This is a genomic window from Mycoplana rhizolycopersici (genome assembly GCF_013378445.1).
Classification (GTDB): Bacteria; Pseudomonadota; Alphaproteobacteria; order Rhizobiales; family Rhizobiaceae; genus Mycoplana; species Mycoplana rhizolycopersici.
In genome coordinates this window covers 377,033-388,204 of record NZ_JABXYK010000002.1, presented here as the reverse complement: position 1 = coordinate 388,204, position 11,172 = coordinate 377,033, and the positions used below count along the sequence as shown (strand labels likewise).

Here is an 11,172-nt window from a genome sequence, read left to right as displayed (position 1 = left end):
CCCAACCCGCTTTTTTTTGCCGTTTGTTCTTTTTTCGTTTGAGCAAGCATTTTTGCCCTTGCATCCAAATGCCCGAGATTATAGGGCTTTCCTCGGTTCGGAGCGTAGCGCAGCCCGGTAGCGCACTTGACTGGGGGAAACTGCCTCTCAGTCCGAATTATTCCCTGATTTCAATTCCTTATCTACGGTCTCGTCACTGTCCGTGGGACTTTTCGTGGTACTTGGCGTCGAGATCGCGTTGAGCGCTGCGCGCAGATCATCGTCAACGGCATGGGCGTATTTCGTCGTGGTCTTGATGTCGGTATGGCCCAGCAAATTCTGCACGACTCGCAAGTTCGACGCGCGGAGCGCGCGTGTCGCCGCCGTGTGCCTCGTGTCGTGGAAACGGAAATTGACGACGCCGGCCTTCGGTACGGCGCGTCGCATTGCAGACTTCAGCCCAGCTTCCGTGAGTGGATAGCGCTCACCTCGGATGATTTTGATGTCCTTGCGGGTCTTTTCCGCCTCATAGGTAAAGACCTTCGTCGGGTGATGGTTTTTCTGATCCCATAGCAGATCATAGATCGCATCGGACATCGGGAGTGTACGGATCTTGTTGCCCTTGCCAGTCACGGTGAAACGACGAGAGAAGAAGTCAACGTGCGGCCATTCCAGGCCCAGGATCTCCATCCGACGGCATCCGGTGAGAAACGCGAAGCGAACAGCGTCGTCGTAGCCTCGCGAAAGGATACCCATGATGGCATCCTCCTCGTCGACGCTGGCCTCGCGCACGCGCTCTCGCGGCTCTTTCAGCATATGACGACCAAAATCGATTTCGGCGACCGCAACTTTCCAGACCTTGGCAGCCCGCACGATGATCTCGCGCAGGGGCTGCGTGCAAGTCCTGTTCACGGTGGCTGGCGAGACGAACGGCGCATCCGCCCTACCCTTGAGGCGTTCCCCGCGGCGTTTGGCGACCAGGCTCGCAACGATGCTGTCAGTGACGTCGGTCAGCGGCGTCTTTGTACCGATCGCAGCTTTCAGCCACTCGAGGTTTCGGAGGGTCGTTTCGGTATTGGCGTTGTGCTGCCCCACCTCGAGCCACCAGCGCGAGGCTGCGATCTCGAATGTCATCTCGGAGGCGAAGAAAGCAGCCTCCTCAGCGAGCTTTAGCTTGGCTTCTTCTTTCCGCTGGGCTTCGAACCGCTCCGCCTCGCGGCGGTTTTTTGCGCGAGTATCGCCCGAAAATCGACGACCGCGTAGCTGGAAGTCGTAGGAATAAGTCTCTTGTCCTGCTCTCTTGTAGACCGACATTTTGCAGCCCGCTCCTCTATGAAGGCTTCGAGGTCGGCTTCCGTGTAGCGCCGCGTGGGGCGCTTGCGGCCGAGTCCGATGTTAATCCACCGCAGTTGACCCTCGTCGGTCAAGTCGCGGAGCTGGCGTGTGGATATGCCAAGGCGCTCAGCAGCCACCTGCGGCGTGAGGAGCATTGGCGTCGTCATCCCCTCACCTCCTCGCAGGCCAGGGCGCGCTTTGCCTCTTCGCGGCGGAGCGCGTTTCGTTTGCGCGTGACCATCTGGATATGCTTGTCGTTGTCTGGCCGGATGCAGCGCCGGTTGCGGCAGACGTGATCCAGCTCTTTCTTACCCGGAATGTAGCCGTGCTCGTTCGTCCACATGGCGATGTGGACGGCGACCGTCTGGCCGTCGAGGCTCATGCGCGGGTAGCCAGCGCCGCGACCGTTCTCGCCCGAAGTCGGGCCGGTCCAAAGCCAGCAGCCGGTCTCCTCGTCGATCTCGACCCGCGCCATGATCTTTGCGCGTATGCGGTCGCGGCGGCTGCTCATGAGACGCCTCCGCAATCAAAGGCATCGATAATATTGACATGAGCGTTTCCCTGCACCACGTTATGGGTTCCTCCACGTATGTGGACCGGTGGCAGAGCGGTTGATTGCGCTTCACTGAAAATGAAGTAGGCCTCGAAAGGGGTCTCGTGGGTTCGAATCCCATCCGGATTGAGAGCCGCTCCCAGAAATGGTTGAGCGGCTCTCCTCATTTTTAGACCCCCAAAGCTCATTCTTCCGCACACGCGACTGACACAGGTCATGACGCGCGTGCTCCCTTTGGCTTCATCGGCATAAGGATGGTGTAGTTGTGCTCGTCGCCGGCGGCGCGGAGCAGCGAGGGGCTGGCGCCGACACTGGTCAGCAGCTCGACGGCGTCGCCTTCGGTGTGGTCGAGCGCCTCGCGCATATGGGCGCCGTTGTAGCCGGTCTCGACCTCGCCATCGGCGGCGCAGTCGATCTCGTCTTCCCCTTCGCCGACGGCGTTGTCGCGCGCCTGCAGGGCCAGCGCGCCGCCGGAGAAGCGGAAGGCGACGCCGAGGCCAGCATCGGGCGTTGCCACCAACACGCGGGCAATGGCGCCCGAAAGGCTGGCGGCGCTGAAGCTGGCGCAGATCGCGCCGGCCGCAGGCTTGATGGCCCAGTAGTCGGGGAAGGTGGCCTCGACGAGCTTTGCCGTCATCACGCGGGATCCGCAGGTGACGCGGAGTTTAAGTGCCGAATAGTCGAGTGTGACATCCTCGTCCTCGGCGATGAACTTGAGGATCGTGTCGACGGCCTTGGTGGGCACGATGATCGGCGGAAGGCTTGCCAGATCCTCGCCCTGGTCGAGGTCGATCGCCTTGATCAGGCGAACGGCCAGCCGCAGACCGTCCGTTGCCACCAGGCGAAGGCCGTCTTCCTTCGGATGAAGGTAGACGCCAGCGAGATAGTAGCGCGTCTGGTCCTTGGTGACTGCGTGCACCGTCGCCTTCATGGCCTTGGCCAGCAGCGAAGAGGCCATGCTCAGTTGGTGCGGAAGGGTGCCCGCGTCGAGCTTGGGAAAATCAGACGCGGGCATGACCGGCAGCTTTAGCCGCGACCGGCCGGACTTGATGTAAATGCCGGTCATCTTGCCGGCATGGTCGATGCGCTCGATGCGGATTTCCTGCCCGTCGGGCATGCTCTTCACGGCGTCGGCCATCAGGTGCGCAGGTGCTGTGAAGTCCTCGAAGTCATCGGCAAAGCCGGCGTTGAACCGGGCCGCCATCTCGATATCCATGCTCGTGCCGCGCACGATGATCGTGTCGCCGTCGCGCTCGAACAGCGCGTGCTGCTGGATCGGGATCTTGGCGGTGCGGTTCACGACGCCGATGATGCTGGACAGAGCCGCCACGAAGGCGGGCTTTTCAGTTTTGAACATGGGGGTCGGTCCCTCTGCTGCTGAGCAGATCCGCAATGCGTCGCTCGTGTGATGGGAAGGAAAGGCCGAACTCGCGCGACAGCTCGTCCATGGCGGCGTCGATTTCGTGTTCGGCCATGAGGCGGTAAACGCGTTCGATCGTCACCAGTTGTGGATGCTCGATTTCGCGCTCCTCCATCTCGTCGAGGATCTCGTCGTTGGTGAAATCCGAGAGCGCCTTCTCCGGCGGAAGCTTGCTTTTCCAGTGATCGTGCGCCCACTGCTTGACGCCGGAGCGACGGTTGAATTCGGCCTTGATGACGTCGTCGTCGAGTGCCGCGACGTCGAAGGAAACTTCCGTGGTGACGGTGACGACCGGCATCGCTCAATCCTCCGGCGGCAGGTCGATCATGCCGAGCGCCTGCAGGTAGGTATCGAGGATGGCTTCCTGTTCCATCCGCTCGTCCTTGTCCTGCTTGCGGATCGCAATGACCTTGCGGAGCGTCGGGACCGAAAAGCCCACGCCCTTGGCCTCGCCATAGACGTCCTTAATGTCGTCGCTGATCGTGGCCTTCTCTTCTTGAGGCGCTCGATGCGCTCAACGAAGGCGCGGAGCTGATCACGGGCAACGCCATGAGCGTCCGCGGATCCGGTCTGCTTCTCGGTGAAGGCCTCGATCTGGGCCTCGGGCTCTTCCTTGGCTTTGCCCCGCTTTGCCTGCCTCGAAATGCACTTGGCCGCGGCCTTTACCGCTTCCTGCGGGACCGGCGATCGGGACGCCGTGGGATCGAAAGTCTGCGTTTCCATTGGATTGCCCTTTCCCGTCAGAACGGAATGTCATCGTTCATGTCGCGCGAGAGGCTCTGCGAGGACGATGCGGAGGATCTGGAAGTGCTGCCAGCGGCGCGGTCGGTGTCGTAGCCGTAGTCGCTGGCGCCGTTGCCGCCGGCCTGGTAGCCGGAGCCGTTGGCGCGATCGAGCATGACGAGCTGGCCGTTGAAGCCCTGCAGGACGATCTCGGTCGAGTAGCGGTCCTGGCCCTGCTGGTCCTGCCACTTGCGGGTGGCGAGCTGGCCCTCGATGAAGACCTTGGCGCCTTTTTTCAGATACTGCTCGGCGACCTTGCACAGCGCCTCGTTGAAGATGACGATGCTGTGCCATTCGGTCTTTTCGCGGCGCTCGCCGGAGTTCTTGTCGCGCCATGTCTCGGAGGTCGCGAGGCGCATGCTGGCGATCGGGCGACCGTCCTGGGTGCGGCGGATTTCGGGATCGGCGCCGAGGTGGCCGATCAATGTGGCGCGGTTGAGGGATCCCGACATCAGACAGCTCCCTTCGCGGCAGCTGCCAGCACGCGCGGCCACATATGGGCGAGCGCGAGCACGGCGGTGGCGAGGATCAGGTTTGCCTGCGGCTCCGTCGTCGCGCGCGGATCGCCTTCGGCTACGCGACGGGCCAAGACCTGTGCAGCCTCGATCTGGATCGGGCCGACGATCAGCTGGCCGTCGTTGTCGGCGAGGATGAAGGCGCCGGCGGTGAAGTCCGCCAGCAAAGCGCCGCCGTCCTTGGCGGTTCCGACCTTTGTCGATCCGTCCATGCTAGTGATCATCAGCTGGCGCGTGTCACCGATCGCGGCGACCGGTGTGCATGCTATCGTTTTCATAGGGCTCTCCGGAGGGCTGCGAGCGATGCGCGATCGAGGATCCGCTCCTCGCCGATGAGGCGATTTGCCATCGCCATGAACTGCTCTTCCGCCTTGCCGGCCGCCCAGGGCTTGATCGCCCCCGTCAGCTTCGGCGTTGCGGAGTTGGGGAACTTGCGCGCGGCGGCGGCGCCGAAAAGGGAGATCGCCTCGGCGCGCTGCATGCGCGCATCCATGTCCTTCACCAGTTTGGCCTGGCGTTTTGTCCATGCCTCCGGTCCCGGAAGGCCGGCGGCGAAGTAGATCGCCTCGTCCCAAGCGGACTTGCAGGCGGCGATGGCGTCGAGCAGGCGCGTTTCGCCGTAAAGCTCAGAACAGGCGGCGGCGAACAGTTCGGCACTCGGGCGGATGAGGTCCCCGAGCACCCACTCATGCGCGTCATGCAGAAGGAAGAGCGACGCCTCCATCCGGGTCGCGCCCTCGTTGATCAACGCCTGCGCACCCATGACGCAGTGCTGGGCGACGGAGAGCGCTACGCCGCGGTTGCGGCCGTTGAAGCGCGCGATCTTGGAAAGCGTGTTGCCGATCTCGGCGAAGCAGACGATTTCGGGATCCGGGCTTCCGAGGTCGATATCACGGCCATCGTTCCAGACAGTTGTCACGCGCTCGTCGACCAGACGCATCGCCGCCCCCATCAAAACACCCACTTGCCGATGGCGATCATGCACGGCGACAGGATGGCGCCGATGAAGATGCCAACGATCAGGGTTTCGAGATTGCCGCTGATGCGCGGCGGCTCGGCGAATTCCGGCGCCTGGCCCGTGATCCAGTCATCGCCGGGAAGGATCATGCGCGGGGGATTTGGGCGCTCCGCCATGTCAGGCCACCTGCCGAACGGACTTGCGGCGGGCGATGGCAACGGCCTTTTCGTGAAGGCGCAGGACCGTGGGTCGGGTCCAGCCGCGCGCGACGAGCGCTTCGACGCTGACGTTGTCGCCGGCAAAGGCGAGTTCGCGCATCTCATCGGCCATCCGCTCTTCGAGCGAGCGGACGCAGCGCGGCCGCGCGGCGACCGCGGCGGCGGTATCGGGACGGGTGATATAGCGGATCATGGGAACATTCCCCTCGTTAGAACGAGCGGAATATTACCCAATATGTGTATCTTGTAAACCCCATTTTGTGCAACACTGACGCTGCACGCTTTGGGGTGAGATGACTGCTAGTTCGTCGCAAGCCTCAGTCGGCCCTGAATGCCTCCCGTCTTTTTGAGGTCACCCAGCCCCGATCCGGGGAGCACGGCAAAGATCTCGCCAATCCACTCCAGGTGAGCATTTTCAATCGGAGCGGCGTTCCAGGACATAAGGTTGACGCCGGAAATTCCCTTCATGATGGTCTTGATGAAACGTCGCCCATCGGATGTGCGAACCGCTGCATCCTCACCGTAAAAAGCCTCCAGTGGACGCTTCTGCTCACGATAAACGATGACCGTAGCGCCACTCTTGTACACCGGCAGCATTGAATCACCGCGCACCCGGAAAGCCACCATGTCATCAGGCAAGGCGAACGGCACGTGAATCTGCTCGATACCCTCCGGCGGAACCTGCTCAAAGTCAGGCATGATCTCAGCCCCAGCGCCGATGTATCCCATTAGCGGAACAGTATCTGGCATCGCGCCCTCCAGAATGTCGGCTGGGCGGACACCAAAGACTTTAGCAAGACGCCCAATGTAGTCAGCCGTCATTCGGCGCTCACCGCGCTCGAGCTTCACATACTGGCTCTTGGAAACGCCGAGCTGATCGGCCGCATCCTCTTGCGTCATGCTGGCTTGCGTGCGGAGCTTTTTCAAATTGTTTCCCATGACGTGTAACTTCTCAAATCGCCGTGGCGACGTCGCGCCACATTTTGGGGTTGTCAATGTTGCACAAAATGGGTAATACCGGTGCATGGAACTCTCGGAATACATGCGCCGGAACAGGATCAGTCCCGATGAGATGGCGAATCTCGTCGAGGATGTATCCGCGTCTGCAGTTCGGAAATGGATGTATCGTGAACGCGTCCCCAGGCCGGAACAGATGCGCCGCATCGCCGAGGTAACCAAGCATGCAGTTCAGCCGAACGACTTCGTGTTCGGAACGACCGCTTCGGAGGCCGCCGAATGACAGACCTTGGCACTTTTATTGACAACATGGCGCGGACTACGCCGGTACGCGGCACCCACGGATGGTTCAACTCCGCACAGCGCGAGGCGATTGCTGCCTACGCAAGGGAGGGCAACCTGTCCGCTGCGGTTCTTTGCCGGCGTATCGGGCGCGGTCGCACGGAGCTCCTCCTAATCTCCGATGTCGTCGCTGCCCGCAGCGTTCCCGAGCTCGAAAAGCGTAGTTTGGGCGCCGTCGATCATCTCCGCGATATAGGGCACTCTGTTGTCGGTCTTGGTGGATGCCTTTGCCACGGCGTCGCGAAGACTGTCGAGCGAGCCCTCCACCTTTTCAAGCAGGTCTTCGCCGTCGGGCCGTCTGGCGATCAGCCGTCCGACGGCCTCGGTCAGCACGGCAACGGCGCCGGCGAGCTTGGGGATGCTGTCGATTTCACTCACGGGTCGCCTCCTGCGGATCTCTACGCGGCATACGTTAGCGATACGCGCGCTGCGCGCAATGGCGACGGAGCTGCGGAATGAAGTGGTTGTTGTCATGTGGTCCCCCTTGATCTGATGGACCAACCTTAAGTCGCGCCTGCGCGGCTTTCACGGAAAGATTGAACAGAACGATTTCCTTGCTTTTCAGGGAGGATGACGCTTGCGGACCATTTCGGACAAACAGGGCCTCACGCTCAAGGCCGCAACCCGTCGAGGCATCGACCAGGCAGGCGGCGGTGATGCGTTCCAGCACGTGACGCGCGTGAAGGCCGGGGCGCTTTCGAAGTATGCGACCGCAGGCGAAGAGACGTCCGACAAGTTTATGCCGATCGACATCGCCGTCGAATGCGATCTGGAGGCGAATGCTCCGATCATCGTTTCGGCCATGGCGGCGATGCTCGGCTACAAGCTCGTGCCCGCCGATGGCGCCGCAACGGTCAATGCCGTCGCGCCGGTGAGCCTCATCGACGCGCTCAAGATCGCCAATGAGGCGGCCGATGTCGTCCGCGCGATCACCGAAGCGCTGGAAGACGGCGCCGTCGACGGGCTGGAGAAGCGCGTGATTACGCGCGAGATCGACCAGGTGATGAAGGCGTTGCACTGCGTCCAGCGCCGGATCGGCGGTGACGCATGACGAAGGTTCGCGTGACGCGCATCGTCTGCATGGTCTGCAAGGGCGATCGGGTGAAGTTCGGTTCCAGCTGCTACATCTGCGACGACGCCGGCAAGGTGCCGGTCGCTCGGGCGCTGGATGCTGCGCAGCGCCGATACCGCCTCGCCAAGGGCGGACTGACCTCGGGCGACTATGCCGCCAACACCGCGCGAAGACTGATGGACGAGGCCGAACAGATCTTCGCCATCGCCGGTGTGACTCCGCCCTGGAAGCAGGGATCGACGGCATGACAGATATGCTCGCGCTTCGCCTTCAGGGTGCAGGCTTGATTTCGATGATCCGCAAGGAAGCCGAGGCCCGCGGCCGCGATCCGCGGCAGCTCTGCATCGCGTTGATCTTCAAGACGTTCGAGGCGGGGATCGTCGATGCCGTGCTGGATGGCGACGATCCGCAGGAGATCGCGCCACGTTACGGCCTCAAAGCGCCGCGCGGCGAACTTGGACCGCGGCAGAAGACAGTGCTCGCCTGGGCGATGAGTCGGGCTGGCGAGGCCGGGGGCTTCACCTGCTCTTTCCGCGAAGCTGCGCGCGAGCTGCAACTGCACATCGCTGACGTCAGCGGCGTGACGCGTTCGCTCATGCGGCGCGGCGACCTGATCGTGCGGCGCCACGGCAAGAACTCGCCTTCGATCTGGACCATTCCGCCGCATCTGACCGGAGGCGCAAGCGCATGACCAAGATTCGCTTCCTGTCGGACCGCGTCACCCTGCATGTCGGCGACTGCCTGACCGTGCTCACCGGCATTCCAGATGAAAGCGTCGATTGCATCGTCACCTCTCCACCCTACTGGGGACTGCGTGACTATGGGGTTGAAGGGCAGATCGGACTGGAGCCGACATTGGCGGAGCACCTCGACGTTATGGTCCGTGTGTTCGAGGAGGTCCGCCGTATTCTCAAGAAGACGGGAACTTGCTGGATAAACTACGGCGACTGCTATGCCACCACTCCCAACGGACGCTCCGCCGCAGCAACGAAAGCCGCCAGTGCGGACGATCGCACCTTCCGCGACAAACCCTTCTCGACAATTCAAGGCGTTCTGAAACCAAAAGACCTGTGCATGGTGCCGAACCGTCTGGCGATCGCGCTACAGGAGGTAGGCTGGTGGGTGCGGTCCGAGATCATTTGGGCGAAGAAGAGCCCAATGCCGGACAGCGCCAAGGATCGTCCCGGCGTGGCTCACGAGAAGATTTTTCTTCTGACGAAATCGGGGCGCTACTGGTACGACGCAGATGCGGTCCGTTTCGACCTGCGGCCGAAGACCTATTCCACATACGGAACGGTGCGACGCATCCTGGGTGATGACGGGAGCGGCAAGGTAAAGGAGGCCAACCTCTCAAAATCGCTCCCCGTTCGAAAACCGAAGGTGCGGGCCGCCGACGTAGCCTCACCTCGCCACGCAGGGCACATCAATCACACCGGCATCGAAAGCACGCCTCGCGGCGAAGGCCGCAATCTCAGAAACTACGAACCTGCTCCGCTCGAGGTCTGGCCTATTGCGACCAAGCCTTTCGCGGAAGCGCATTTTGCAACGTTTCCTCCTGAGCTTGCGGAGCGTTGCATCCTCGCCGGTTGTCCTCGTGATGGCGTAGTGCTCGATCCCTTCGGCGGAGCCGGGACGACCGCCCTCGCCGCTCTCCGCCACTCTCGCCTCGCCGCCTTGATCGAACTCAATCCGACATATGCGGAGATTGCCCAGCGGCGCATCGAAACCGAGTGGGGCGAATATCGCGCGCCTCGCGTGGATGAGGCTTCCGCGCTCGCCGACTTTCCCATGTTCCGACACGTGAGAGGAGCCAATGCGTAAGCCGGTGCTCTTCACGGTCGTCACCGACGACATCGATTTCGCGCTCTCCCAGGTCTTTGCCTGCGCCCGCAGCAACGCGCCGAGTTTCGCGCGCGTGATCGACGATCCCGTCGAGATCCTCGCGCTTCCGCACGGCGCGAAGGTGCACATTGCCATCTGGACCACGCGGCGGGACACCTCCGGCGCAGAGATCGCATGGCGTGAGCGCCGGATGCGCGGGGGGCTGGTGTTCCTCACCGACGAGGAGATGGAGAAGGTCTCGCGCTGGCGCGCCAGACACGTGGCCGGTGAGCGCGCCGCGCCCGCTACGCCCACCGCTCCCGTCGAGACCGCCGCTCTGCCTTCGATGGCCGGAATTGCGCCTTCGACCCCGCCTCAACTTGCCCAGGAATGGAGATAGCCCGGTGTTCGGACAATACTCGTTCTCCGACCATATGACCCCGGATCGATTTGCGAAGCTGGAACCGCATTTGCAGACGGAAGCGCTGTTGCTGGCGACGGAAACCGGCTTGCCGCTGCCCGCCGTGGCGGCGTCGATCGCGATCTCGAACGAGACAGCGCGCCGGCTGATGACGCAGCGGCACGCCTATGCAAGCGCGAACGCGCCGGCGATGTGGACCGAACCCGACAGCCTCGCCGATGTCGGTTCCAACAAGATGAAGGTGCTGTTCGCTCTTATCGAGGCCGGCGGAGAGGTGAAGGCTTCGCTGTCCCTCGACGACATCGCCCACTTTGCCGAGATCTCGGCCCGCAGCGCCCCGCGAGCGATGCGCGACCTGGCGACAGCCGGCTTCGTGGTTTGCCTGAAGCGCGGCGCACCGAACGCCCCCGCCGTCTATCGGGTGACGGCCGACGGCATCGAGGCATCTCGGAATGCGCGAGGTGCGCGATGAGCCGCAGGCATCCGCGCACACTCTACGTCATCGCGCCCACCATGATCGAGTGCGTCGAGACGGCGCGCGCCTTCGGCATGGTGCCTGCGGAGATGGAGCATCATCGTAACATCACATGCGCCTACTCGCTGCGTGGCACGCTGCCCGGGACACCCTTCATCGCAAAGCCCGCCGCCGACTGGCGGCCGGGGCCGAATACGGATGAGCTCGCGCTCGCGGTCAAGGCGCTGCAGATGCAGGGGAAGCTGCGGATCATGCGCGCGCAGGAAGCGCCGCTCTACCAGGCGTTCAGCGACATGCCGCGGCGGGAGGCAATACGATGACGT

At 62.7% G+C, this 11,172-nt stretch carries 18 protein-coding genes, 1 tRNA gene and 2 pseudogenes; 8 read left to right on the top strand and 13 right to left on the bottom strand.

Translation table 11 applies throughout. From position 1 onward, the window contains the following. Nucleotides 1-147: 147 nt before the first annotated feature. From HV823_RS26610 to HV823_RS04400, 3 genes and pseudogenes are all read right to left on the bottom strand, one after another. Complete coding sequence (locus HV823_RS26610) at nt 148-1,293, bottom strand: site-specific integrase (protein ID WP_246300891.1); 1,146 nt, start codon at nt 1,291-1,293, stop codon at nt 148-150. A 68-nt stretch (nt 1,294-1,361) separates the two neighbouring features. Beyond that, nucleotides 1,362-1,469: pseudogene (locus HV823_RS26605) on the bottom strand (MerR family transcriptional regulator); the annotation flags it as partial. An 8-nt stretch (nt 1,470-1,477) separates the two neighbouring features. After that, nucleotides 1,478-1,825 (bottom strand): HNH endonuclease signature motif containing protein, encoded by a 348-nt coding sequence (locus HV823_RS04400; RefSeq protein WP_176948508.1) that lies wholly within the window; start codon nt 1,823-1,825, stop codon nt 1,478-1,480. 81 nt (nt 1,826-1,906) lie between these two features. Between HV823_RS04400 and HV823_RS04395 the strand changes: the two genes are divergently transcribed. Next, nucleotides 1,907-1,997: transfer RNA gene (locus tag HV823_RS04395), tRNA-Phe, on the top strand. Between the two features lie 84 nt (nt 1,998-2,081). Here the strand turns inward: HV823_RS04395 and dnaN are convergent. The 10 genes and pseudogenes from dnaN to HV823_RS04345 form a co-directional block, all read right to left on the bottom strand. Next, nucleotides 2,082-3,224 (bottom strand): DNA polymerase III subunit beta, encoded by a 1,143-nt coding sequence (dnaN, locus tag HV823_RS04390; protein ID WP_176948507.1) that lies wholly within the window; start codon nt 3,222-3,224, stop codon nt 2,082-2,084. Further along, nucleotides 3,211-3,585 carry a hypothetical protein gene (locus HV823_RS04385; RefSeq protein ID WP_176948506.1) on the bottom strand — a complete coding sequence of 125 codons (375 nt, stop codon included), beginning with the start codon at nt 3,583-3,585 and terminating at the stop codon, nt 3,211-3,213. Before HV823_RS04385 ends, dnaN begins: the two co-directional genes overlap by 14 nt. A gap of 3 nt (nt 3,586-3,588) precedes the next feature. Further along, nucleotides 3,589-3,881 (bottom strand): annotated as a pseudogene (locus HV823_RS26600) (DUF2312 domain-containing protein). A 146-nt stretch (nt 3,882-4,027) separates the two neighbouring features. Then, nucleotides 4,028-4,522, bottom strand: a complete 495-nt coding sequence (locus tag HV823_RS04375; RefSeq protein ID WP_176948505.1) for a single-stranded DNA-binding protein — start codon at nt 4,520-4,522, stop codon at nt 4,028-4,030. Continuing rightward, nucleotides 4,522-4,863 (bottom strand): hypothetical protein, encoded by a 342-nt coding sequence (locus HV823_RS04370; RefSeq protein ID WP_176948504.1) that lies wholly within the window; start codon nt 4,861-4,863, stop codon nt 4,522-4,524. Before HV823_RS04370 ends, HV823_RS04375 begins: the two co-directional genes overlap by 1 nt. Beyond that, nucleotides 4,860-5,525: a hypothetical protein gene (locus tag HV823_RS04365; protein WP_246300889.1), complete on the bottom strand. Its 666-nt coding sequence runs from the start codon at nt 5,523-5,525 to the stop codon at nt 4,860-4,862. The genes HV823_RS04370 and HV823_RS04365 overlap by 4 nt, the downstream gene beginning before the upstream one ends. Nucleotides 5,526-5,536: 11 nt before the next feature. Continuing rightward, nucleotides 5,537-5,719, bottom strand: coding sequence for a hypothetical protein (locus HV823_RS04360; RefSeq protein ID WP_176948502.1), 183 nt, complete (start codon nt 5,717-5,719; stop codon nt 5,537-5,539). Between the two features lies 1 nt (nt 5,720). Then, on the bottom strand, nt 5,721-5,954 hold the full coding sequence (locus HV823_RS04355; protein WP_176948501.1) for a hypothetical protein: 234 nt from the start codon (nt 5,952-5,954) through the stop codon (nt 5,721-5,723). A gap of 107 nt (nt 5,955-6,061) precedes the next feature. Continuing rightward, complete coding sequence (locus tag HV823_RS04350) at nt 6,062-6,700, bottom strand: XRE family transcriptional regulator (protein ID WP_176948500.1); 639 nt, start codon at nt 6,698-6,700, stop codon at nt 6,062-6,064. Nucleotides 6,701-7,171: 471 nt separating this feature from the next. Beyond that, the gene (locus tag HV823_RS04345; RefSeq protein WP_176948499.1) at nt 7,172-7,438 is read right to left on the bottom strand and encodes a hypothetical protein; all 267 of its coding nucleotides are present in this window, start codon (nt 7,436-7,438) and stop codon (nt 7,172-7,174) included. A 199-nt stretch (nt 7,439-7,637) separates the two neighbouring features. Between HV823_RS04345 and HV823_RS04340 the strand changes: the two genes are divergently transcribed. The 7 genes from HV823_RS04340 to HV823_RS04310 are packed head-to-tail and all read left to right on the top strand — an operon-like array spanning nt 7,638 to nt 11,169. Then, a complete protein-coding gene (locus HV823_RS04340) occupies nt 7,638-8,111 on the top strand; it encodes a phage regulatory CII family protein (protein WP_246300887.1) in 474 nt (157 codons plus the stop codon). Further along, nucleotides 8,108-8,380, top strand: a complete 273-nt coding sequence (locus tag HV823_RS04335) for a hypothetical protein (protein WP_176948189.1) — start codon at nt 8,108-8,110, stop codon at nt 8,378-8,380. Before HV823_RS04340 ends, HV823_RS04335 begins: the two co-directional genes overlap by 4 nt. Then, nucleotides 8,377-8,823: a hypothetical protein gene (locus tag HV823_RS04330; protein ID WP_176948498.1), complete on the top strand. Its 447-nt coding sequence runs from the start codon at nt 8,377-8,379 to the stop codon at nt 8,821-8,823. Before HV823_RS04335 ends, HV823_RS04330 begins: the two co-directional genes overlap by 4 nt. Then, entirely contained in the window at nt 8,820-9,953 is a 1,134-nt protein-coding gene (locus HV823_RS04325) for a DNA-methyltransferase (protein ID WP_176948497.1), read from the top strand. Before HV823_RS04330 ends, HV823_RS04325 begins: the two co-directional genes overlap by 4 nt. Further along, nucleotides 9,946-10,353, top strand: a complete 408-nt coding sequence (locus tag HV823_RS04320) for a hypothetical protein (protein WP_176948496.1) — start codon at nt 9,946-9,948, stop codon at nt 10,351-10,353. The genes HV823_RS04325 and HV823_RS04320 overlap by 8 nt, the downstream gene beginning before the upstream one ends. A gap of 4 nt (nt 10,354-10,357) precedes the next feature. Beyond that, entirely contained in the window at nt 10,358-10,846 is a 489-nt protein-coding gene (locus tag HV823_RS04315; protein ID WP_176948495.1) for a hypothetical protein, read from the top strand. Beyond that, entirely contained in the window at nt 10,843-11,169 is a 327-nt protein-coding gene (locus HV823_RS04310) for a hypothetical protein (protein WP_176948494.1), read from the top strand. The genes HV823_RS04315 and HV823_RS04310 overlap by 4 nt, the downstream gene beginning before the upstream one ends. The last annotated feature ends 3 nt before the right edge of the window (nt 11,170-11,172 follow it).